Source organism: Trichocoleus sp. ST-U2, from assembly GCF_039961875.1.
Taxonomy (GTDB): Bacteria; Cyanobacteriota; Cyanobacteriia; order Cyanobacteriales; family FACHB-T130; genus FACHB-T130.
The window spans coordinates 1-23879 of sequence record NZ_JAMPJY010000068.1 but is presented as its reverse complement, the minus strand read 5'-3'; the positions used below and the strand labels follow the sequence as shown (position 1 = coordinate 23879).

The 23879-nt window shown below is 46.4% G+C and carries 22 protein-coding genes and 3 pseudogenes; 14 read left to right on the top strand and 11 right to left on the bottom strand.

Annotation, left to right across the window (positions count from 1 at the left end):
• The 6 genes and pseudogenes from NC996_RS26410 to NC996_RS26385 all read left to right on the top strand — a co-directional run.
• Window positions 1-245, top strand: a pseudogene (locus NC996_RS26410) (hypothetical protein); the annotation flags it as partial.
• A 638-nt stretch (window positions 246-883) separates the two neighbouring features.
• A complete protein-coding gene (locus NC996_RS26405; RefSeq protein WP_190412912.1) occupies window positions 884-2170 on the top strand; it encodes a DEAD/DEAH box helicase in 1287 nt (428 codons plus the stop codon).
• 224 nt (window positions 2171-2394) lie between these two features.
• Window positions 2395-3030 carry a Uma2 family endonuclease gene (locus NC996_RS26400; protein ID WP_190686949.1) on the top strand — a complete coding sequence of 212 codons (636 nt, stop codon included), beginning with the start codon at window positions 2395-2397 and terminating at the stop codon, window positions 3028-3030.
• A gap of 35 nt (window positions 3031-3065) precedes the next feature.
• Window positions 3066-3605, top strand: coding sequence for a nucleotidyltransferase family protein (locus tag NC996_RS26395; RefSeq protein ID WP_190686946.1), 540 nt, complete (start codon window positions 3066-3068; stop codon window positions 3603-3605).
• 52 nt (window positions 3606-3657) lie between these two features.
• Window positions 3658-4818: an ATP-binding protein gene (locus tag NC996_RS26390; protein ID WP_190686944.1), complete on the top strand. Its 1161-nt coding sequence runs from the start codon at window positions 3658-3660 to the stop codon at window positions 4816-4818.
• 91 nt (window positions 4819-4909) lie between these two features.
• On the top strand, window positions 4910-5857 hold the full coding sequence (locus NC996_RS26385; protein WP_190686941.1) for a TOPRIM nucleotidyl transferase/hydrolase domain-containing protein: 948 nt from the start codon (window positions 4910-4912) through the stop codon (window positions 5855-5857).
• A 348-nt stretch (window positions 5858-6205) separates the two neighbouring features.
• Here the strand turns inward: NC996_RS26385 and NC996_RS26380 are convergent, their stop codons facing one another.
• The gene (locus tag NC996_RS26380; protein ID WP_190686939.1) at window positions 6206-6988 is read right to left on the bottom strand and encodes an intradiol ring-cleavage dioxygenase; all 783 of its coding nucleotides are present in this window, start codon (window positions 6986-6988) and stop codon (window positions 6206-6208) included.
• Between the two features lie 211 nt (window positions 6989-7199).
• Window positions 7200-7799 (bottom strand): hypothetical protein, encoded by a 600-nt coding sequence (locus tag NC996_RS26375; RefSeq protein WP_190686958.1) that lies wholly within the window; start codon window positions 7797-7799, stop codon window positions 7200-7202.
• Between the two features lie 355 nt (window positions 7800-8154).
• On the opposite strand from NC996_RS26375, the gene NC996_RS26370 reads away from it, so the two are divergent.
• Both NC996_RS26370 and NC996_RS26365 read left to right on the top strand, forming a co-directional pair.
• The gene (locus tag NC996_RS26370) at window positions 8155-8958 is read left to right on the top strand and encodes an SDR family NAD(P)-dependent oxidoreductase (protein ID WP_190686938.1); all 804 of its coding nucleotides are present in this window, start codon (window positions 8155-8157) and stop codon (window positions 8956-8958) included.
• 143 nt (window positions 8959-9101) lie between these two features.
• Window positions 9102-9962 carry an MBL fold metallo-hydrolase gene (locus NC996_RS26365; protein ID WP_190686936.1) on the top strand — a complete coding sequence of 287 codons (861 nt, stop codon included), beginning with the start codon at window positions 9102-9104 and terminating at the stop codon, window positions 9960-9962.
• A 245-nt stretch (window positions 9963-10207) separates the two neighbouring features.
• Here NC996_RS26365 and NC996_RS26360 read toward each other — a convergent pair whose 3' ends face one another.
• From NC996_RS26360 to NC996_RS26340, 5 genes are all read right to left on the bottom strand, one after another.
• Window positions 10208-11056 carry an alpha/beta hydrolase gene (locus tag NC996_RS26360; protein WP_190679406.1) on the bottom strand — a complete coding sequence of 283 codons (849 nt, stop codon included), beginning with the start codon at window positions 11054-11056 and terminating at the stop codon, window positions 10208-10210.
• A gap of 486 nt (window positions 11057-11542) precedes the next feature.
• The gene (locus NC996_RS26355; protein WP_190412920.1) at window positions 11543-11824 is read right to left on the bottom strand and encodes an antibiotic biosynthesis monooxygenase; all 282 of its coding nucleotides are present in this window, start codon (window positions 11822-11824) and stop codon (window positions 11543-11545) included.
• A gap of 320 nt (window positions 11825-12144) precedes the next feature.
• Complete coding sequence (locus tag NC996_RS26350) at window positions 12145-13002, bottom strand: nucleotidyltransferase domain-containing protein (protein WP_190686934.1); 858 nt, start codon at window positions 13000-13002, stop codon at window positions 12145-12147.
• 315 nt (window positions 13003-13317) lie between these two features.
• Window positions 13318-14166: a hypothetical protein gene (locus tag NC996_RS26345; RefSeq protein ID WP_199303159.1), complete on the bottom strand. Its 849-nt coding sequence runs from the start codon at window positions 14164-14166 to the stop codon at window positions 13318-13320.
• Between the two features lie 53 nt (window positions 14167-14219).
• Window positions 14220-14459: a hypothetical protein gene (locus NC996_RS26340; RefSeq protein ID WP_348260035.1), complete on the bottom strand. Its 240-nt coding sequence runs from the start codon at window positions 14457-14459 to the stop codon at window positions 14220-14222.
• Between NC996_RS26340 and NC996_RS26335 the strand changes: the two genes are divergently transcribed.
• On the top strand, window positions 14431-14640 hold the full coding sequence (locus tag NC996_RS26335) for a hypothetical protein (RefSeq protein ID WP_190686952.1): 210 nt from the start codon (window positions 14431-14433) through the stop codon (window positions 14638-14640). The two genes, NC996_RS26340 and NC996_RS26335, sit on opposite strands and share 29 nt — an antisense overlap.
• 19 nt (window positions 14641-14659) lie before the next feature.
• Here the strand turns inward: NC996_RS26335 and NC996_RS26330 are convergent, their stop codons facing one another.
• Window positions 14660-15475, bottom strand: coding sequence for an alpha/beta fold hydrolase (locus NC996_RS26330; RefSeq protein ID WP_190686930.1), 816 nt, complete (start codon window positions 15473-15475; stop codon window positions 14660-14662).
• 887 nt (window positions 15476-16362) lie between these two features.
• The gene (locus tag NC996_RS26325; RefSeq protein ID WP_190686928.1) at window positions 16363-17094 is read right to left on the bottom strand and encodes a hypothetical protein; all 732 of its coding nucleotides are present in this window, start codon (window positions 17092-17094) and stop codon (window positions 16363-16365) included.
• A gap of 150 nt (window positions 17095-17244) precedes the next feature.
• Between NC996_RS26325 and NC996_RS26320 the strand changes: the two genes are divergently transcribed.
• From NC996_RS26320 to NC996_RS26300, 5 genes are all read left to right on the top strand, one after another.
• Entirely contained in the window at window positions 17245-17928 is a 684-nt protein-coding gene (locus NC996_RS26320) for a response regulator transcription factor (protein ID WP_190434685.1), read from the top strand.
• Entirely contained in the window at window positions 17925-19397 is a 1473-nt protein-coding gene (locus NC996_RS26315) for an ATP-binding protein (protein WP_190686926.1), read from the top strand. Before NC996_RS26320 ends, NC996_RS26315 begins: the two co-directional genes overlap by 4 nt.
• A gap of 71 nt (window positions 19398-19468) precedes the next feature.
• Window positions 19469-19630, top strand: a complete 162-nt coding sequence (locus NC996_RS26310; RefSeq protein WP_190686923.1) for a hypothetical protein — start codon at window positions 19469-19471, stop codon at window positions 19628-19630.
• A gap of 213 nt (window positions 19631-19843) precedes the next feature.
• Entirely contained in the window at window positions 19844-21928 is a 2085-nt protein-coding gene (gene fusA / locus NC996_RS26305) for an elongation factor G (RefSeq protein ID WP_190412929.1), read from the top strand.
• A 224-nt stretch (window positions 21929-22152) separates the two neighbouring features.
• Window positions 22153-22506, top strand: a complete 354-nt coding sequence (locus tag NC996_RS26300) for a DUF6464 family protein (RefSeq protein ID WP_190686921.1) — start codon at window positions 22153-22155, stop codon at window positions 22504-22506.
• Between the two features lie 169 nt (window positions 22507-22675).
• Here the strand turns inward: NC996_RS26300 and NC996_RS26295 are convergent.
• Window positions 22676-23628 (bottom strand): annotated as a pseudogene (locus NC996_RS26295) (IS630 family transposase); the annotation flags it as partial.
• 24 nt (window positions 23629-23652) lie between these two features.
• Window positions 23653-23879, bottom strand: a pseudogene (locus NC996_RS26290) (IS701 family transposase); the annotation flags it as partial.

Genomic DNA, 23879 nt, shown 5'->3' with positions numbered 1-23879 from the left:
AGGGGAAAACTGAAGTGGTGAGTCCCAGGGCTGTTCTACCTCCCTCGATCGTATTAGACCCGATGTTACGCAGCTGGTTGTTGGAGGATGTCGGTCGCGGCGATCGCTCGAGTTACAGTACGCGATGCAGATGCGGGGTAGCGATGAACCACCGGATGGAACTAGATGATGCTGTGATGATTAAGGATAATCACATTTCTGTAGCTGGAGGAATTGGGGAGGCGATCGCTCGTATCCGTAGGTAGATGGTGAATAAAGTGGCGACCTTGACTGACCTGCACTTTGACATTGGATCTTCCTGGCTACCCAATCGTTAGAAAAAGCAGCTTTTTTTGATGAGCAACCAGCACATTACCCAGGAGAAGGTCGTTCTGAATTAAGGCTCAAGAACACCGCTGCCAAAAACTGAACAGGAGGAAGTGTTGAGCCGATTTCAAGCCCTGACTCATTAGAAGTGCAATCGTGGTACCCAAATGATGCAAACTCAACAACCCCACACGTAGCTCTCAAAGTAAGCGCTTGGATAGCAAAAGTAGCAGATGAAGAAAGTAGCAGATGAAGACAATGCGGGGGGAAAGCCACGGATGAAGAAGAGTTTCTGCTTTAACCCTGTTGACCGCAGTGTGCGGCGACTTAAATAAAATTGAATAAACTCCCAAGAAGCGGGAGAGCATTGCGAAGAGCTTATCCCATCCCATCCTTCTTCAGATATTTTGTCCGAATGTCTGTTAGGATGAGTTTCTGCCAGTACATTCCGGTCTGTTGCTGGCGCATTGGAAAAAAGCTCATTTAAGCCATCCAACTGAACTACAAATTTCGTGCTCTTAGACTGGCCCCAGGCACTTGATTTGGGATAGGGGCATTACTAGGAGCGATCGCATCCATGACATTTCGTAACCTCGGTCTTTCGACGGACCTGCTTCGTGCTGTGGCTGACTCTGGCTATACTGAGCCAACCCCCATTCAGCAGCAAGCAATTCCCGCCATCCTGAAAGGGCAAGACATTTTCGCTAGCGCCCAAACTGGAACGGGCAAGACTGCTGGCTTTACCCTGCCTTTACTGCAACTCCTGGGTACTGCCAACGCCAACCAGGTGCATCGCAGACCTCGTGCCCTCATCCTCACCCCTACGCGCGAACTGGCAGATCAGGTCAAAGATAGCGTCAAAACTTATGGAAAATACCTGTCGCTGCGAGCAGCAGCGATCTATGGCGGCGTGGGAATTAAGCCGCAAGTTCAAACGCTGCATCGGGGAGTTGATATTGTAGTCGCTACACCCGGTCGGTTGCTCGACCACGTTGGGCAAAAGACGGTCGATCTCTCGAAGATAGAGATATTGGTGCTGGATGAATGCGATCGCATGTTAGATATGGGCTTTATCCGCGACATCCGCAAAATTTTGGCAGTGCTACCTGCATCGCGGCAAACGCTGATGTTTTCTGCCACCTTCTCTAAACCGATTCAGCAGCTTGCCAGCACCCTACTAAAGTCTCCGACCCAGATCGAAGTAGCTCCCCGCAATACCGCCGCACAGCAGGTAGAGCAGGTGGTTCATCCGGTCGATCGCAATCGCAAGCGAGAACTGCTTTCTCATATGATTGGGTTCCACAATTGGCAACAGGTGCTAGTCTTCACCCGGACGAAACATGGAGCCAACCGTCTAGCTGAGCAACTTGCTCAAGATGGGCTGAAAAGCACTGCAATTCATGGCAACAAAAGTCAGGCAGCCCGTACCCGTGCTTTGCAAGACTTTAAGCAAGGAAAAGTGCGAGTATTAGTTGCTACCGATGTAGCATCACGGGGTCTAGATATCGATCAGCTGCCCCACGTAGTCAACTTTGAACTCCCTAACGTACCAGAAGACTACGTGCATCGCATTGGTCGCACAGGTCGCGCTGGCAACGAAGGAAGAGCGGTTTCCCTCGTCAGCGAAGATGAATACTCATTCCTCAAAGACATCGAACGATTGCTCAATAAAACCCTTGTGAAAGATGTGATTCCAGGCTACGAGCCAACTGCCCCAGTCCAGAAAGTGGTAGACCAAGCGAAGGGTCAGCGCGCAAATCAAGGGCGCAGTAACCGAGCAAAGTCCCAGGCACCATCTGCACCCACCCGCAGCAAAAAGCCCACCGCACCAGGTCGCGCTCAAAAAAGGCTGCACACTGCTTAAGCCTCTAGCGATTGCCGCCTAGTTAAGGCGAGATACCCGAATTTTTTAAAAATTCGGGTATCTTTTTAGGGGCTGACAATATGGTTGGCAAGGGGTGCGGTGCAAAATACGGTAGGAGCGATCGCTATTTACCCATCACTGTCAGTTAGTCATTAATGATAATTATGGGTGAATAGCGAATTACGGTTGAAGAAACCGCCCCAGCAATCGATAGAGGAACACCAATGACCGTTACCATTCCCATTCGTGCCATTGAACTCACTCCCGGTAGCACGATTAGCATTCATAACTTGTCTTGGCAGGACTTTGAACAGATTCTTACGGAACTGGGAGAAAAACGCAGCACCCGCATTGCATACTACCGAGGAACGCTGGAAATCATGTCCCCTTTGGCACTGCACGAACGCCCCCATCGCATTATTGCTGATATTGTCAAAGCTATCTTAGATGCTCAAGGGCGGGACTGGGAAGATTTTGGCTCAACTACTCTAAAGCAACCAGAAATTGCCGGAGTCGAACCCGATACTTGCTTTTACATCCAGAATGCCAGTCGTGTCCGGGGTTGCACCAATATGGATTTAGCGGTTTACCCACCCCCCGATCTCGCCATTGAGTCTGATGTCACTTCAAAGACTACCTTGAACGCCTACGAAGCGCTGCGCGTTCCGGAAGTGTGGATCTATCGGAATCGCCAACTCAAGATTTACATCCTCCAAAACGGTGGCTACGCCGAATCATCCATCAGTGCTATCTTTCCCGATTTGCCGATTACCGAAATGATTCCCCAACTGGTGCAAAAAGCGATTGATGAGGGAACCAGTCGGATGCTGCGCGAACTTAAAATACAACTGAGTCAATAACTAGAAAGATTGGAACAAAACTAGACAAGCAAAACATGGATAGTGCCACTCGCCTTCAGAAGATTTTAGTCGATTCGCCGGTTGGTGTTGTGTTACCGGCGATCGCGCTTTTGAATCTCCCCGACTGGTGGTTAGCTGGCGGTGCAGTACGAAATACGGTTTGGCGATCGCTATTTGGCGATGACTGTCAGTTAATTATCAACGACTTTGACATTGCCTTTTTTGATGCGCTTGGCGATCGTTCCCAAGAACTCACCGCGAAGGCTACCCTCACAGCGCAGTTTCCTGACTACAAGTTTGATGTTAAAAATCAAGCCAGTTTTGCGCGTTGGCGTTCCGGTCGCAGACCTTACAATAGCACTGAAGATGGGGTGAGTGATTGGTTGCACACGGCGACGGCTGTAGGCGTTCGGTTAGATACTCAAGGACAATGGCAGTTTTTTACTCCTTATGGTCTGGATGATTTGTTTAACGGCATCATCCGACCGACTCCAGCGCATATAGGCAACCCGGATGCTGAGAATAAAGCGACTTCATTTTTACAAAAGTGTCCTTTACAATATAAAGGTAACTAATTCATATATTACTGATATTTTCGTAGCTTCTGTAATATTTAATCAAAAAAACATGAAATTAGTAAACTTTTCGATAAAAAATGTTAAAAGTTTTAGGGAATCTACCAGTGTAAGCTTTGATGATAAACTTAATATTTTAATCGGTCCTAACGGAGGAGGAAAAAGTAATTTTTTAGATATAATTACTGTTAGCTTTAGAAGGTTTTTATTGTTAACTTATGAAGTTAGTGAAGATAGAGATAAGCCAGGGTTAACAATTAGGAAGCCATTTAGTCGGAATCCAATAGATAAGCTGTTAGAGAAATATATTGGAGATAATACTGAATCTCAAATAGAAATAAAGATTAAAGTTGATAAACAAGATATAGATAACATCCGAACTCTAAAAAAATATAGCAAGGAATTTAAAAGAGTATTAGAAGTCAAATACAGTATAAAAGACTACTCTTCCGAGAACCAGAAAATTATTGAGCTTATTGATAGACTTAATGATTTACCTGAAACTATTTCTTTAGATCCAGAAGTAAATTTTTTAATTACAAATAATAAATTAGCTGAACCGGAGTTTTATAGATTTGAGCGCGATTATTTAATTTACTTGAACTCCCTTGAGCTTTGCCTAATCCTCGCAAAAGACATTAGCGACATTGAGCTGAACCCAATTTATTTATATTTTTCTCCCTACAGATCAGAAAATAATTTCACTACTCAAATCAATCTTGCTGCCAACAATTATTATGAATTGTTGGCAGAGTATTTAGAAGCAAGTTCTAAAAAAACCGCTTCTATTATTAAGTTAGCTTCTTTACATTTTGCCGAAAAAAAAAGGATTTATGAATATAAATCTAGTAAGGTTCAAGGAGATACAACCCTTTGGAATAATGACGAAGAAGTTAAAAAAGTTACAGAAATTTTGGAAAAACTAGGGTTCTCCTGGGATTTACCTCTAATAAATACAAATAAAAATATTTATGAAATAATACTTAGTAAGCAGAACCAAGAATTTTCTTTAGCACAGGCTAGTTCTGGCGAGAAAGAAATAATTAACTTTATATTAGGGCTTTTTGCTTTGAACATTAAAGGAGGACTGTTAATTATAGATGAACCTGAATTACATTTGCATCCTAAATGGCAATCTCTGTTTCTTGATGTATTGATTGATTTGGCAGAGATGACAAATCAATCAATTTATTTTGTCAACGCACTCTATTAGCTTTATAAATAAAAACACCATCTCGAATATAATAAGAATTTATAAGGATAATAATTCTAGCAATGTGGTTACTATAGACAAAACTAACTTAATGGCTGCTAAAGACTTAATTCATATCATAAACAGTTATAATAATGAAAAAATTTTCTTTGCGGATAAAGTTGTGTTAGTTGAAGGAAAATCTGACAAGTTAATATTTGAAAAATTAATTGATTATTATTTATATATTTATGATAAAGTTGAGGTTGTAGAAGTTGTAGAAGTTAATGGAAAGTTAAATTTAGAGAAGTATAGAAAATTTTTAGAATCTTTTTGTATTGAAAACTATATTATTGCAGACCTTGACTACGCTCGAACTGTAGGTGATAAAAATATAAAAGAATTATTTGTAGTTGACTTTAAAAAAATTAATCAAGAAGTGATTGGCAAACTTGATAAGAGTCTCGATGGGCAAGCTTTATTAAAGGGATTAGAAAATGCGTTAGCATCAGAAGATATAGAAGAATATAGAGAGGAAATTAGCGATATATTTGAATATATAAAAAGTAGAAATAGAAAAATAAAAGATAATTTAAGCGTTGATGAAGAAACGAAATTGAATGAATTTATAGATAGCAAAGTTAATGAAAAAGCTTACATTTTGCGAAAAGGTCAAATAGAAGATTATTTACCTAATGGATTCAAGAAGTTAGAAAAACTTATTGAGCTTGTAGAAGATGAAGTTTTTAATACTAGATTTTTAAATCAAACATCGGAAGGAAGTTTTCAGGATAGAAGAAAAGAACTAGATAAAATTGTATTGGAAATTTTAGGGTTAGAGCAGGCAGAAAATCACCAGAGTCTTCAAAAAAATAAAAAACTTGAAATACAAGTTAATAAAAGTAATAATCTAACTGGTTCGGTTAAAATTCGATCTTCAATAATTTTATTATTCAGGCGTATTTTAGCCCAGAAATGGCGTATTTTTAGGAAACCCTCGTTTTGGTTTGTATTATCAGCTATATTCAACATATTGTATTTAGTCCTCTGCATTCTGTAGCTTTTGTCAACTACCTGATAAATGTGCTTCAAGCTTTTGCACCTTTCGCAAATCCCCACCAGTGAAATCCTTTTGGCGCTTCCGCACCAATGCCTAGAAAGCATCAATCCCATTTCACAGCCACTCTACCCCTAGCATCTCCCTTCTCTACTCGGTAACTGGCAATTGGTGTACGCCTCAAGAGAAACGGTCGTCACTTAGATTAGATCAAAAAATTAGGGTAGGACGCGGTGCAACAGGCAATCTGTTTGTGTTTCGTCGTGAGTGAGTTGGGCGTTTTGAGCGATCGCGTTCTATCAACTCAGGAATTATGAAGAATGCGATCGCTCTTGAGTCATATGCAATAGTTCAAGTCATCTGAAGCCCAATATCGAACGTACCCACGTAGCCTTGTGCATCTTGGGTTAGCTGAAGCATCAGCTCTTCACCACCATCTTGAAAAATGCCGTCTCCATCGTTCTTTTGGGTGCGCTGTCCCTTAGCAGCATAGGGAGACTGCGTGTAAATTCGATCCGTGAGAGCATCGTCGAAGTAAAGCTGCGAGGTAAACTCAGAACCGCGCCCAGACGCAGAATCGGTGCGAATCTTGAAGTGAATGTGAACCGTTCTGCCTGGATACCAACCAGGATAGATCGTTACGAACTCCACGGTTCCATTTGCATCCGTCACCTGATTTCCGCGCAAGAACTTCTGCCCTTGCGTATCCCCGTTGAAGTCCCGGACATCCGAATAAACACCCAGCGCGTCACAGTGCCAAATGTCTACAGTTGCACTCCTCAAAGGTGTACAGGATCTTCCATCAATCCCAGAGACTCGAAACACCAAACGCAACGGTACTCCTGGCTTTACCGAACCGTCAGAAGGATCTGAGCGGATATCAGAGCGGTTAAGCTTCTCATCCACGAAATATGGCCCTTCCGTCTGTTGGGGTTTTACCACGCAAGTCGGAGTCTGCGCGATCGCTATCGGAGTCGGTGTCTGAGTTGATGGACTTATTGGTTTTGCTGAAATCGACTCTCCGCGCCACCATCCCACAAGCGATACCGCCGCTGTTCCCCCTAGGAAGCCAAGCACCTGTCGTCGCTTCATTATGGAGATAACGGGAATTCTTTTCACACGGTCTTTTTTCATTGCATCTGCTTTAAATAGAATTATCGCAATTTACCTGGGCGGTTGAAACCGCGTCTACACAAGACAAAACCCGCCTGCGCGGGTTTCAAAACCTTTGATTTGTCTTAAGTCCGCGCAGGCGGACTTGGTTTGTTTAGCCGCGATTTCTAATCGCCAGGGCTTATTGAAAATTTGGTCGTATCCACGAAAGGGTCGCTAAATTGATTCAAGCTTATTGCTGAGGAGGAGGTACGTCTGATTGGTTGCCATCTTGAGGTGGGCGGGGCGGAACTCCCAGCGCATTTACCAGTTGCTCTTCCGTCACGCCGAGTTTTGCCGCCGCCGCCTTAAAGTCGGGTCGGGGAGGGCGTTGTCCCGGTTCGGGCGGCGTTGTCGGTGGGTTGGCAGGTACTCCCAGTGCTGCCTTTAAATTGGCTTCTGTTACGCCCAGCTTCTGCGCTGCGGCTGCAAAATCGGGACGGGGCGGACGGGGCGGAACTCCCAACGCATTTACCAATTGTTGTTCGGTAATGCCGAGTTTTGCCGCCGCTGCTTTAAAGTCGGGACGAGGCGGGCGCTGTCCTGGTGTAGGATTCGCTGGCACTCCCAGTGCTTCTTTCAACTTAGCTTCTGAAATGCCCAATTTCTGAGCCGCAGCGGCAAAATCTGGTCCTCGTCTGCGTCCCTGTCCCTGCTGTTGTTGATTGGGCTGGGATGAGTTTTGGGCTTGTCGGTTGGGCAATTGAGCCGTTGCCTGATTAAGAGTCACACATCCAAACGTCCCAACTAGAACAGGAATTGCGATCGCTGCCAGCAGTCGGCGGGTATTCATCACAAGCTTTCTCCTTCGGTTGAATCTCGAAACGTGTCTATAAATTCAATTAAGCTCAACCAAAATTACAGCTTGCCCTTCGTCTAAATTACAGTTTTGTAATCTGAGCTAGTGAAGGCGAGATCCCCGACTTTTTAGAAAAGTCGGAGATCTGAACCGCAGGGGATCGCGTGAACTCCACAAAAGCAACCTCAAACACACAACAGCCATACTTCCTTGGAAAGACGCGATCGCACAGATGTCTTCCTAGGATGAGTAAGAGTTGCGATCGCATTCGCGCAGACTGTCTCGCGAAAAAGAAGCACAATCCACAGCTTTCCTAGCGTGGAGAAGTCCTACAGGAGTTTAAATGGTTATGAACAGTTCGTCGAACCGACCTCTAGCTGTCGTGACGGGTGCCTCCAAGGGCATCGGTTACGAGCTTGCCAAACAGTTCGCCCAAAACGGCTTTGATCTCCTCGTCACAGCCACCGGATCGAGTATCGATGAAGCCGCTCAAACCTTTGAGGGACTGGGTGCCAAGGTCGAGACGGTGCAAGCTGATCTTGCTACTTATGAGGGTGTAGAGTCTCTCTACACCCAAATTAAGGCGACTGGCAGATCGGTAGATGCGATCGCGATAAATGCAGGGGTCGGTGTCGGTGGTGATTTCGCCCGCGAGACTGACCTAAAGGACGAGCTAAATCTCATCAACCTGAACGTCGTTTCATCTGTGCATCTCGCCAAACGGGTAGTGAAAGATATGGTCGAGCGCGGCAAGGGTCGAATCCTCTTCAGTTCGTCAATTGCTGCCATCATGCCAGGGCCATTTGAAGCAGTCTACGCGGCTTCCAAAGCATTTGTACACTCCTTCTCGGAAGCGCTACGCAACGAGTTAAAGGATACAGGCGTCACCGTTACCTCACTCATGCCTGGGCCAACCGATACCAACTTCTTCCATAGTGCGGGAATGGACGACACCACGGTGGGTACAAAACAGAACGATGACCCGGCTGAAGTCGCCAAACAGGGTTTCGATGCCTTAATGGCAGGCAAGGATCACATCATCGCTGGTTCGCTCCTGACGAAGATTCAGGGCAATGTAAGCAAGGTTTTGCCTGATACCGTCAAGGCTGAACTGCATCGTCAGATGACTAAGCCTGAGTCGGCTAACAAGTAACCCACGCAGTGCCTTCCCGATCATCTGTTGTAGATAAAGGTCTTTTGGCAGGCATTCTTATACCGACTGGAGCAAATGCAAGCGTCGAGTGAGGTGCAGACATCAATACCCGTAGGCAAAAAGTAGTTTTAAGCAGAATACTTATGCACATTCATCATCTCAATTGTGGCTGTATGTGCCCGGTCGGTGGGGCGCTCTTCGATGGCTTCAGTCGCGGGCTGACGGCTCGCCTTGTCTGCCACTGCTTGCTTATCGAAACGAACCAGGGACTCGTTCTAATCGATACTGGCTTTGGTCTGCGCGATGTCAACTCGCCTTACGCGCGACTCAGCCCGTTTTTTATTCATTTCAATGGTATCCAGTTCGATCGCAAGTACACAGCGATCGCTCAGGTCGAGCAACTAGGATTTTCCGCACGGGACGTGCGCCATATCGTGCTTACCCACCTCGATTTCGATCATGCTGGTGGGCTGGAAGATTTCCCTGAAGCAACCGTACACGTAATGCAGACTGAAATTGACGCAGCGCAGGATCGGCACGGCTTCATTACCAGCCAGCGCTATCGTCCAGAGCAGTGGGACGAGGTAAAACGCTGGAAGTTCTATTCGCCGGGGGGTGAACCCTGGTTTGGCTTCCAGGCAGTTCGCGATCTTGAGGGACTACCGCCAGAGATTCTCCTCATCCCGCTTGCGGGTCACACGCGGGGTCATGCTGGCGTTGCCATCCAGACAGCAGAGGGTTGGCTGCTGAATGCAGGCGATGCCTACTTTTACCGACACGAGATGGACTCCTCCGAACCACGTTGCACGCCGGGAATGCGTTTCTACCAATGGATGATGGAGGTGGATCGCGAAGCGAGGCTCCACAATCAAGATCGGCTACGTGCATTATCGCGCGATCGCAATAACGACGTGCGCCTCTTTTGCAGTCACGATGCGATCGAGTTCAAAACCTTCGCCGACCAGTCCAGCAACCCTCAGAACTTGAAAATTCATCATTCATGAAGTCTGCGTCAATCAGATTGATTGAAGAAGCAAAAATTAAGAGCGATCGCGGCGAACAACAGGAGACTATGCTCAGTTAGTCCCCGATTTGATGTTTGAGGTCAAGTCCAAAACTGACTTCTTATTTAAGCTGCGTTAGAAGTCTCAGGAATCTCTAGCTCTATGAACGCAGGTTAGGGTTTTAGTTGACTTGCGATTGGTTTATATGAAGATAAGAAAATGTTAGGCTTCCTATCAAAAAAGGGTTAGCGATTGAAAAGCCAATCGAGTAACTCTTTGTCAAATAGCTCTGGCTCTTCAAAGTGAGGCGTATGGCTGCTCTTCTCAAATATGCGGATAGTAAGATTACTAAACTTGTCTCTTACTCCTTCCCACATATAGGGTGGTGGAACGAGGTAATCGTAGCGACCAAGTGCAAGCAATACAGGTGCTTGCAACTTATCTAAGTTCTCAGTAATATCTATATCCCGAAAAACCTCGCCCCAGACATAATCAAACATAGCCATATTGACTTCTATACCTTCCCAAAGTTTTGTCGCGTCATAGTTGTAGTCAAACCAACTTTTGGGTCCCATGAGAAGGCAATAGGTAATAAAAGCTTTCTCAGGCGCAGCAGATATTTCTTGAGGCAACCTGGTCAGGTTTTTAGCAAGAGCTGCTTTACGCTCAGGACAAACAGAATCATTCAGATATCGTTCCGCCGCAAGATGCCCTTCACGCGAGTAATTTGGTCCTACACACATCATTACCACATGAGACACATTGGCAGGATATTTTTTGGCATACTCCAGCGCCATAAATCCATGACCTGAATGACCAATAACAATAATCTTGCCAAACCCTAGCTCTTTCCTAACCAGTTCAATATCATCAACCAGTGAGTCTAACTGGAACAAAGAGGTGTCTTTACAATTATAAGGAGGTGAGAAACCTCGATGATCGATAAAGACCAACTTTAGACTGCTACGAAGATTGTTAGAAAACGTTCTAGAGTAATACAGTGAACTTCCAACCACGATGGTAGGAGTACCGTCACCCTCAACAATATACTGAAGCTTAAAACCGCTTGAATACACATGGCCTGTTAAAGACATATTCTTACTTCTCCAGATTTCATCCGCTTAATCATAAATACAGAGACGACCGCCATACAGTCTATGATTTACTATGATTCTTTCAAGGAGTTTCGACATTTTAAGTAATCGCTTAATTAAATGTTAATACTAGGATAAAGTATGCTTTTGCAGCGTACTGGGTTCAGGAATAGATTGACATAGACGCAAGACATACATCCTCGTACAGTTGCGATCGCGTCTTCACAGCACCATCCAATCGTTTAGCAAATTTGAAGCCGTTAGCACCAGAAGTCTTAGCTATTTTAGCTACAGTAGCAAAAGGACAAGCTACGGTAGTCAGTGCGTAAAAATAGAGGTCAGCAATGTCCAATTAGTACCATTGAACGATCGTGCTGTATCGACTCATAAATCCTCGTCCTTCCTTAGTGGAATTTTAGGAGAGGCGAGTTGGATTTGTGTCATGGACACGCAGACAGACTTGTAGGGAATTTTTACTACCCGATCCTACAAAGTGCCTGACTCTAATTGCTCCAAGTATATGAAATCAGGAGCCTTTACTCCGGCTTCAGCTCTGATTCTAATGAGTTTAGGAGATTCAAAAAAACGCTTGGCATCGTCTATCGATGTCCACAATGAGAAATGCACCACTTTGTTGGGATCGCTTTCATACTTTAAGACCTGATACGACCTCTCTCCAGCTTCCCTTCTGATGTCGGATGCATTGTCAAAAACCTTCTTCCACGACTCGTAGTCTTCAACTTCATGGATAATTAACACGTATTGCATAATTTATCTAGCTAGTAGTGTTTCTTTATTAACCTAACCGATGCTTGGGACATTGGTGTTGGTAGTAGTGGATCGCGAGCCGAGGCTCCATGATCAAGATCGGCTACGTGCATGATCACGCGATCGCAGTAACGACGTGCGCCTCTTTTGCAGTCACGATGCGATCGAGTTCAAAGCCTTCACCGACCAGTCCAGCGACACTCAGAACTTGAAAATTCATCATTCCTGAACTCTGCGTCAGTCAGATTGATTCAGGAACCAGAGCTAAGGCGATCGCGGCAAGCAACAGGAGACTATGCTCAATACTAGCCCCTTAGACTTTACATAACTAACCGACGATTGCCATACCATTGACTCAAATCATGCTCAATTCCTTCAAGGATTGCGATCGCATCCATCATTGATTTTGCATCAGCCGCTAACAAAGCAAACACTGACTCAATCCGTTGTTGATAGTTTTGTGGGCAGAGTGCAAAGCTGTTGGCAACTGCCACCGCACCTTTCTCATTCAATAGGTATTCTTCATTGAGTGCAAATAATACCTGATTCATACAAGCTACGCTGCGGAAACAGCAACCTGCTGCATAGGCAACATCACCGCGTGCAATTGCCTTTTGTGCAATGAACAGTGAGAAACTAATTTCCCAGGCAAAAGTATCAATAGTTGCTTGTTTAAGCTGAATAGGATAAGGGGTTGTCTTTGCCTTTAAAGCATCTAAAACGTTATACGGATCGTGAAGTGGCAGACAAATTGCAACTTCACCCATATAAATAGAGGACACAAAGCCGTGTGGATGCCCTGGTTGGTAATCAATAGTAATTTTCCCAGCATGGCAATCATTAATGACACGATTAACCTGAGCCACATCACGATAGAGAAAATCTACAGATACTCCTTCTACCTTTAGCCAACCACCGCCATTAATCCATTTCCCCCATCCACCAATTGGGGTGATTAGATTTGCGCGATGATTGTCGTCAAGTTCAGAGGCGAGGTGATTTAGAGCAGTCACATCAAGCGGATTCTCTGGATTGTAATAGATTCCCAGATCCACATCTGACTTCTGTGTATGGTTGCCTCGTGCCCTTGAACCCCCTAGAGCGATCGCTGCAATTCCCTGAATTGACTGTAAACGTTCAACAACACGGTGGATGAACTGAGGCAACTGCTGATTCATATTGACTCCATTTTTACCACCAATTCAAACCCATTTCACATTAGATGCTATCGGACAAGCTTCAAATAACACCCTCACTCATAACATAAGCTGCACAACTATTAGTTGTACCGCATTCGCTATCAAACACCACCCGCTTCAACTATATTTTCTATGTAGAGTTATCTACATGGAATTCTGTTGAATAGTCTGTATCTAGCTGAATCGAAGCGATTAGGCTTTGAGTCCAAGGAAAGCGATCGCGCCGAATGACAGAAAGCTGCATTGGGATTGTTATACCGCCGTGTACAATCACTAAACACTCAAGTCCAGCTATTAGCTAAACACGCCCTTTAAATGTGTTCTCAAACTTTCAATGTTGTTCCACTGAGACATTAGACTTGGACTGGCTAACGATTTTGCTTTAGTATCTCGCCACCCCCAATCTGCTCTCATGACATCTTTATCGAGGGGAATACGATAAGGATTGCTGAAGTCAGCAACCCAATGTATCTTCACCCGTCTGAAAATGCCCCATTCACCCAGTTTCCATTGAGATTGATCTTCACTTCCTTCGTTGACCAGTTCGACTATGTGCGTTAGACACCGCTCATAGCCAACTGGCTTTTGGGAAAGAATGATGAGCGCTCCTTTTGGTAGCTTCAAAGCATGAGCCTCTACACCCATACCCTCTTTGAAGTTCAATTGGAAATGAGATCCAAGGGGGTAGTCTTCATACGCCCACTTGTCGGGTTCATTAACATTATTGACATTTTTGATGTATTCCAGCCGAGTATAATTTATTTTCTTTTCCAGTTTCTTACAAAGCGCAAGGTTTTTTAGTTGTTCTAATGTCTCTATATGACACTCTGAAAACTCCTCAAATGGAGAATAACCATTCCACATTGAACTAAAGGGATAGTGGACATCAAATGGAGCGATGGAACTGAGGTCTTTAGCCACTAGAAAACAGTAAGGCTTCGGTGGGTTACTAATCTGTGCTGCAATCTCCTGACCGCGTTTTGCGTAGTTTTTAGACTTTTCAATTGCTTCAGGTGTGACGAAAGGAAAAATTGCTTTTTCAGCTTCCTCATAAGTCGCTTCTACCCAAAATGAATCAACGGGTGTAGCTCCCCACTGAAAATTACGATACTCGCACTGTGACCAGTAAAGTCGAACAAGCATATTCTCTTCTTGCTTATCTTAGTTTGTTGATAGGAATCGTGTCATAACTGAAGTTACTTTGATAGTTGCTGCACAAATGCGGTATGTTCTGGTGCAGTCAACCCTTCGGAGAAACACAGCGATCCCCCCATATCCCTAGCCAAGAGGTCGTTCACTGCCAACCATAAGCCTGGAAACACTTGACTCTGAATCACCCCATCCTCATCAGCTGACAGTGGAATACAACGAGGATATCCCAAAGTTCCTAATTCAGCCAACAGCTCTATACCCGAAATCGTTGAGATTCCTATCAAACTAACTCGATTTCAACTTCCCCAGGCGGTTCAAACACACTTGCAATCTTTGTTGGCTCGTCAGGATAAGGGTCATACGCCGTCTCCAGCAGAACAACAAGAAGCAGAAGGACTTGTTGAACTGGCAGAATTTTTATCCTTACTATATTTGCCCTCAACGCGGGTGATGAAGCAAGCATAGATGACAACGGATTTCTTAGTTAGACGACTGCTAGGCAGGTATCGAGTGCTGTAGCAAACGGCTCAGGCGCATCAAGCATGAGCCAGTGTCCTGTAGCGGGTAGAGTGATTGTGGTTAGTGCTGGACGGAGGACGTGAAGGCTGAACGGCGAGTTATTCGACGGAGCAAGAATAGCGTGAGCGCGTGCCCCTGGCGAAGCGAGGTACTCATCAAGAGCTTCTAGTGCTTTAAAGGCAAACAAACCGCGAGACGTTCCAAGCAGCCGATCCTTTGGGGTGGCGGCAAGGCGGGCGAGTATTTGCTCTTGCGTTGCCGAGGTGCTTCCTGCCAGTGCGTTGCGGAAAGAGTCTTCCAGCACTGCTCGCCAGTCGTTAGTTGCCAGCGCTGCTTGCATCGGAGCTATTTGTGACTGATATACCTCTGTGGGGAACTGAGTGCAATCGATTGGTGGATCTACCAGCACCAACTGCGCGATCGCGTTAGGTTTAGCCGCCGCCGCAGCGAGTGCGACGCAAGCGCCGAAGCTGTGCCCAACGAGCGCGATCTGCTCAAGTCCAAGGGCTTCTAATACAGCCAAGAGATCGGCTGCACACGAGGCGGGAGAGTAGTCATCATCCTCAGGCGGTGAGGAAGCACCGTGTCCCCGCAAATCGATCGCGATCGCACGTCGAGTCCGGGCGGCATAAGCAAGTTGTTCATCCCAGAGGTCTGCGGAACACGCCATACCATGCACAAACACTACTGGCAGTAGCTTGCATTCCATAGTGGTGACAGGTGCAGCGGCTTCAAGGATATGAATGCTAACGTTCTGAGCAGCGAGAGTTATTAAGTTCATACTGCTTTCCCTTGAGCCTTAATTGCTTCAGATAATCGCCATTACCCTACAGATTAATCTTAAAGCATTGTCTCTAGTCCAATTGCTGCTCAAACACTGGTCAAGCACCTCAAATACACAAACTGCTGTTCCTGTCCCTGCTATGTGATTAGCCCTGCTTACTGCTTCCATTCTACTTGAACAGGCTTTATCTCCTGTTCGTTGAATGCGGTGAGGCTAGCTCTCAGATTCCCATTGGACCAGTGTATGGCTGTGAGATGATACTTGTAGTCTTCTCCGTATTTAGCGCGATAATTGTACATTTGTTTTAAGGTCTAACGGCTAGCGTTATCGATTGCAGATCAGCTTGAACTCAGCACAAGAAGCATTAGTCAATCCGGTACACGCAGTTGTTAGCCATGCCACTAAACAAGTTAAAGTTTCATTTGCATATTACAACCCTCATAAGGGCAAGGTCGTCCAACTCCTTTCCGAAACTATGACTATCTAAACGAATTTGATATGACCTCAAAAGTGTTCCCAATTTAAAATCCCGGCACTCGTATCCTGAATGCCGGGAAAGATTTAAGTCGCTGAGCCTATATGAGAGATTTCCCGGTTCCGTAGAATCAATCTGATGCTGTGAGGTTTTTCCACTAAACTACCCCTGCATAATTAGAGCAGGGGACGGGATTTGAACCCGCGTCTCGCTAGCCTTGTTCTACAGAGAATGATACAGGGAGCGATTTTTAAAATGAGATTGGAGCAATAGCTTGAGCTTTATTCTGAGCTTAATGCGCTAGGGCGGCTTTACCATTTGCCTACCCCCAGATAAACTGGGGGGCAGGAATCGAACCTGCAAATCCCTACTCGCTAAAAATGAACTTGTACTCCAAATCCAGTGTAGTTTAATCTGCAAATAAATAGCCAAAAATCGCATTAGCAACTTGCCGCTGCTGCACTTCCTTGCTATTGGCTTCTTCTCTAGCTTGAATCACGGCTTTTTGTAACATATCCACTCTACGCAGCATTCGATTCACGCGGTCTTGAGGAAGTGCCCCTGAGAACTCAATCAAACTCCAGGTTCCTTCCACAATATCTTTGGAAACCTCCTTAATTTGGGCAGGGTGATGTTCCGTTGCTTCATAGGCAACGACAAAATCAGTAATTTTCTTGGTTTTCACAGTTTCTTTGGGACTGGTGACGTAGCATCCTCGATTGGGGTCATGCTGCCAGTCTTTATCAATCGAAAGCACGGGTAGCGAAGCAATGAACGTCTTCACATCCTGAAGCTGCTTTTCAAGAAATAATAGATAGGAAACAGGAACATCTGCAATAATAGTCTGTCCATCTACTATTACAGATGCTTTAGCTTCAGTATTAGCGTAGTCCTGAGTAGCTGATAGGTCTAAAAATTCAGAGCAAGATTGCACAAACTTTTCGATCAACTCCTCAGCCTTCAGCGTCAGTTTTTGCGATTCAGGAGGATATACAAATCCATCCTCTTCTCTAGGCTGGTAAGTTCTGCTCAATCCTTGAAACAAGGTACTCTTCTGACCCAGTTGCGATACTTCGGCTTTGCCTTTGTTGGCATTTGCTTTAACAGATTGCAACACAGCGATCAACTGATTTAGCTTCATAGAATTACCAAAATTGGTCAATTCAATTATTGCCTAGCCGATAGAGCCAACTTCTGATTTGGCAGGGAAAACTTATTGGGACGTGTGGCTTACAGATAACCACAGGTTACACTGAATAAACGCCCAAGCCGTCCGACGCATGAGAAACCCATGCATATTCTGTTCGTTGAAGATGAAGCGAAAATTGCCAACTTCGTCCGAGCCGGATTGAAGGAACAGGGTTTTGTTGTCGATTACTGTGACAACGGAGACGAGGGGTATGCTCGCGCCTTGGACAACGAGTATGACGCGCTCGTGCTTGACATCATGGTGCCGGGAAAAGATGGTTTGTCTATCCTCAAGAGCCTGCGCCGGAAAGGACAGAATGTACCAGTCATTTTGTTGACTGCTCGTAATGAATTGGATGACCGACTTGAAGGTCTAAATTTGGGTGCTGACGACTATATCGCGAAACCATTTTTTGTGGAAGAACTCGTTGCCCGGATTCATGCAGTGATACGTCGGACTGCGGGCGATCGCCAAAATCTAGTCTGCGTTGGCCCCATCAAGCTCGATCGCATCACGCGAGAAGCCACTTGCAATCAACATATCGTTGAACTCACCACCCGCGAGTTTAACCTGTTGGAATATCTAATGCGATCGCCTGGACGAGTCTTCACCCGAACGCAAATCTTGGAACACATCTGGGGCTATGATTTCAATCCCAATACCAACGTGGTCGATGTGTGCGTTCAACGCATTCGCAAAAAGATTGATTCCATCGGTGGCGCGGGTTGGGTTGAAAGCATTCGCGGCGTTGGATATCGATTTCGTCAATCAGAGTCTCAAGAGTGAAGCTGCGTTCTTTCCGTATCCGGATTGCTCTATTGTCTGCTGTTCTGGCAGGTAGCGCCCTCATTGGGTTTGGATTAATTTCCTGGTGGCTGATTTATGAGGCAAAGGTGAGCCGTCTGGATGCAGAATTGGAAAGCCAATTGATGCGGGTAAGTCGCCCTCGACCGCGTGGCTGGCAGTCTTATGAAGACTCACTTGGGCAGTCGTTTAGAACCGATACAAAAACAGCGATCGCCTTACTAATAATCGGTGCAGATAACAATGTGCTGTATCGTTCCGAGCAATGGACTACCGATCTCGATACCAAAAACCTTTGGACATCGCGCCCCCAATTGCTGCCGTTTCCATCACCCCCTTCCGATCGCCCAACAGCCCCCTTTTCCGAAGCCAACCCGCCATTTCCAGAGCGATCGCAACCGCCGCCGGATCGACCTCCGCCTACGCCTCGATTCGTCACTCAGCGCACCGCAAGCGGAACATGGCGGATTGGTGCCGTTACAACACCTTTTGCTCAAATTGCGATCGCAGTGAGTTTAAACGCGATCGCAACTGAGATGGTCGTCATCCGCAACATCTTCCTGATTTCGATTCCAGGGGTACTTCTGCTTGTAGCCGGGGGTGCATGGGCAATTGCTGGAAGCAGCTTGCATTCCATCCGACGACTAACCACGAGTATTGGGAATGTCACCGCTAGCGGTTTGGAACAACGGGTTCCTATCGGGACAACGGATGTTGAATTTGTCGAATTAATTCAGGTTTTCAACAAAATGTTGGAACGTCTGGAACGCAGTTTTAAGCAAGCGTCCCGCTTCAGTGGAGATGCTGCCCACGAACTCAAGACTCCGCTAGCGATATTGCAAGGAGAATTGGAACGCACTCTGCAACAAGCCGATCCCGGCTCCGAGGTGCAACAAAGCTTGAGCAATTTGCTGGATGAAGTGCGCCGACTGACGGGGATTGTGCGTAAACTGTTGCTGCTTTCTCTAGCGGATGCCGGACAAATGAACCTGCATCGAGTTGAGGTGGATTTGTCTGGTTTATTAACTGAGATGCTGGAGGATATCGAACTGCTAGCACCGCATCTGGAGATTCAAACAGAAATTGCTGATAGTTTGTGCGTAAAGGGCGATCGCGACTTACTCATTCAAGTCTTGCAAAACTTGATTAGCAATGCCATTAAATATAATCTCCCGAATGGCTGGATTCGGATTCAGGGTCGTCGTCAGAGTACAGATGTGTTGATTACTATCAGTAATTGCTCTCAAGAGATTCCTCTGGATGAGCGAAACCGAATTTTTGACCGTTTCTATCGCGGCGATCCAGCCCGAACCCGCAAAGTAGAGGGAATTGGATTAGGACTGAGCTTGGCGCGGGAAATTGCGCGATCGCATCGTGGTAATCTGACGCTTGATCCGACCTTATTTGGACAGACTGCATTAACGCTAACCTTACCAGTAGGGTACCAGTAGGGTTGTAAAAGCAGCGTTCTTTTTGTACAGAGCCAGCTTTCCCGTTACTCAGTTTTCGTTGAGAATATGCCTTGAATCGCGAAAGCGATCGCTTTCGGGTTTCACGAAGCTGTAACCGCTCCGACAAGAGCCGCACAATACTAGAGCCGCCAGCAAGCGAACTCCGAACCTCTGGCTTGGTAGAGAACAGTGAAATTGGCGCGATCGCACTTTTGCGGCGGCGATATCGCTGATGCAAATATGTCTAATCTCTCTAACCACTGTCACCTTGACATTCCACAATTTACAATTAGTAATGTCGCCAGAGAAACGCAAAAGGATTTCTTTGTATTCCGCGTAATTGAAATCCAGCCTGCACTGGCTACAAAGGCAATATTGATTTCCTGGCTTGTAATGCTTGCAGGTGGTCGCCAACGGTTCGTTGTATTTACTCTAGAGACCAATTTATGAAAGACCTGACTCGTTATCGAAACATTGGCATCTTCGCTCATGTCGATGCTGGCAAGACCACCACAACTGAAAGAATCCTGAAACTGACAGGTAAAATCCACAAAATTGGTGAAGTACACGAAGGCGCGGCGACGACGGACTTCATGGAACAGGAGCAAGAGCGCGGGATTACCATCCAGTCAGCTGCGACTACCTGTTTCTGGAACGATCACCAACTAAATATCATCGACACCCCAGGACACGTTGATTTCACCATTGAGGTCTACCGTTCCCTGAAGGTTCTCGATGGTGGTATTGGTGTTTTCTGTGGTTCAGGCGGAGTTGAACCGCAATCTGAAACCAACTGGCGCTACGCCAACGACTCCAAAGTCGCTCGCATCGTCTACATCAATAAGCTTGACCGCACAGGCGCTGATTTTTACCGAGTCGTCAAGCAAGTCGATCAAGTGCTTGGAGCCAAGCCACTGGTGATGGTGCTGCCAATTGGCATTGAAGAACAGTTTTGCGGCGTGGTCGATCTGCTGACCCGTAAGGCATGGGTGTGGGACAACTCTGGCGATCCGATGAACTATAAGATCAAAGATGTTCCTACCGATATGGTCGATCAGGTCGAGACCTACCGCGAACAGTTGATTGAGCTAGCGGTTGAGCAGGACGATGCTGTGATGGAACAGTATCTCGAAGGGGAAGAGCCGTCGATGGAGGATATTAAGCGTTGTATTCGCAAGGGTACTCGCGACTTGGCGTTTTTCCCGACCTACTGCGGCTCGTCGTTTAAGAATAAGGGCGTACAGTTGGTGCTGGATGCCGTGGTTGACTACCTGCCGAACCCGATGGAGGTCAAACCGCAGCCAGAGATCGATCTGGAAGGGAATGAAACAGGCAGCTTTGCGCTTGTCGATCCAGACAAACCATTGCGGGCACTCGCGTTTAAGATCATGGACGATCGCTTCGGTGCTTTAACCTTCACGCGCTTGTACTCCGGAACATTGTCCAAAGGCGATACCGTACTGAACACCGCGACAGGTAAGACTGAGCGGGTCAGCCGTTTAGTTGAGATGCATGCGAATTCTCGCGAAGAGATCGACTCAGCTCAGGCGGGTGACATTGTGGCAATCGTCGGCATGAAGAACATCCGAACCGGACACACCATCTGCGATCCCAAGAATCCCGCGACGCTGGAGCCAATGGTCTTTCCAGAACCCGTCATCTCCATTTCGGTCAAACCGAAGCAAAAGGGGGGTGAAGAAAAGATGGTCGCCGCGCTCACTAAGATGGTGCAAGAAGACCCGTCTTTCCATATGGTGACAGATGAGGAGAGCGGCGAAACAATTCTCAAGGGGATGGGTGAGCTACATCTCGACATCAAGGTGGACATTCTGAAGCGCACCCACGGGGTTGAAGTTGAGGTGGGTAAACCTCAAGTAGCCTACCGCGAGTCGATTACGAAACGCCTCGAAGACAGCTACGTCCACAAGAAGCAGTCTGGTGGTTCTGGTCAATTTGCCAAAATTGGCTATGTAATTGAGCCGGGTGAACCAGGCAGCGGCTTCCAATTTGAGTCAAAGGTGACAGGTGGTACCGTGCCGAGAGAGTATTGGCCAGCAGTGGAAAAAGGCTTTGAAAGCTGCGTCGATCGCGGTGTATTGGCTGGGTTCCCCTGCATGGACTTGAAGTTCACGCTGCTTGAAGGTGGTTTCCACCCGGTGGACTCGTCAGCAATGGCGTTTGAGATTGCTGCAAAAGCCGCTTATCGGCAGTCTGTTCCTAAGGCTGCGCCTCAGCTGCTCGAACCAATCATGAATGTTGATGTCTTCGCACCAGATGATTACATGGGCGATATCATCGGCGATCTTAACCGCCGCCGAGGGATGATGAAATCTCAGGAGACAAATCAGACGGGGGCACGCATTAAGGCAGATGTGCCTTTGAGCGAAATGTTTGGCTACATTGGCGATCTGCGTACCATGACATCTGGGCGCGGACAGTTCTCAATGTCGTTCTCACACTATGCTCCTTGCCCCAGTAACATCGCAGAAGAGGTGATCAAGGAAGCCAAAGAGCGTCAGGCTGCACACTAGGGCATTGGCTCCGATGAAGCGATTTGTCGAGGCTAATAACCGATAGCAATCCTCAATCAGTCATGAGATTTCTGCGTAGTGTGAGCATCCTGCTTGCGTTGAATCCCAGGCAAGATGCCCGCACTACGTATTCTTATGACTTTTCTTATGACTTAAATAGGACTGCTGTATATAGATGTGAATTTGATGCAAATTTTCTGGCGGTCTGTCGATATTAATTCTTTATGAAGCTGAATCCTTTGCCTACAGAAGTCATTCTGAGCCATCCCCGTTCTACCCTGAGTCATCTATATCTAGACTGGAATCCTGAGCCTGGAGCCTATTTAGAAGTCGAGGGTCAAACATATATGGTTTTAGAACGTAGGCATCGCTATCTGCTCAAATCGGGTCGTTATCAGCTTCACAAAATTGCTCTTTACGTTCAAAAGTTCGATACCCCGACAGAGTGCAGTCTGTTGGACGGGCGCTGGGTAATCGGAGATATCACCTGCTCATACAATGCTCGCTCTGAGTTGCTTCGATGTACGATTAATCCCAGTGGGCCTTGCGATCGCTGCGTTCATTATCAGCCCTTTTAGAATCGCTCTTTATCCCATCAGTTGCGGCTTAATGCCATCTTCGGGTTGCTACAACGATTCGAGCAATAAAGAGCCATTTTATGTAAAAAAGTTTAAACTTTGTCTTGCCAACGGATGACGTGACGTACTTCGCTCAGAAGCCCTGAATCCTAGTAGTTAACCATAGAGATTATGACAGGCTAGGAGTTGGATAGAGACGCTTGAACTTTGTGCGAGCATCGACTGTAGAAAAGCGCCAATTGACAGTCGCTTGGTTTTGATTGCGTTGTTGCTCCCACGCCTCTATTTCCTGTTGCAGTTCGGCGATGGTTGGAATACGTCGGTTGAGACATTGACGAGAGAGGACTGAAAACTCTAACTCAACCATATTGAGCCAACTGCCATGTCTGGGCGTGTAGTGAAACTGGAGCTTGGAGAGGATACGGAGTGCTTCTTGTGGTGGAAACGTTTGGTAGAGGGCGGCTGGAGTATGGGTGTTGAGGTTATCAAGCACAAGATGAATGAGCGCTACATCTCGAAACAGGACATCTACCAAGTACTGCATACACAAAGCAAAATCTTCTGAGGTGCGCTGTTGGGTCACTTTTATCTGCCGCCAACCTAACAGGGGTTGGAAGAAGGCAAACAAATTACACGTCCCTTCTCGCTTGTATTCATAGTCATAGCGCTGGGGTTTGCCAGGTTCGGGTGGCAGTGGCAGGCGAGTTTCACTGACCAATTGCACGGGGCGTTCATCAAAACAGATGACGGGTTCTTGGGGGTCGTAGGGCTGGTTATACAAGTCCAGCACCGCTTCCATACGCCAGACAAAATCCGCATTGACTTCGCCGATACACCACTGCTCTTTCAACCAGGGCTTGAGGTGGTTTTTTTCAGCGTGCGTCGCACGGTTTCATCAGAAATCTGCTCTACTAGTTGCACTTCAACCAATCGCTCTGCCAAAAGTTGCATCGTCCACTCGGCTCGTCCGGCTGGGGGGTCACTGCACGTCGTTGCCACTAAAAAGGCTTCTGCCTTGCCATCCAGTTTACGTTTGCTACCCGGTCGGGGCAATTCGCTCAAGGCAAACTCAACACCGCCTACCACAAACTTTTGCCGAATTCGGTGAACCGTCGATTCCCCGACATAGCGGGACTTAAACAGAAATCAACCCCAAACAAAGCCCAAAGCAGCTTTATAAGCGAAGAATACGTCTCGATTGTGGTTCAACCACTCGACAAAACGGAAAGACATCGCTGTCCGAAACGCCTCTAATGCTTCAGTGAAGGTATTTAAAGGTTTGTTAGCCCAGCGCCTTCTTAATCCTCCGGTTTTGGTGTGCCATAAAATAAAGGTATAGGCACAAAATACCAGAATGAAATGCCTTATTAGGC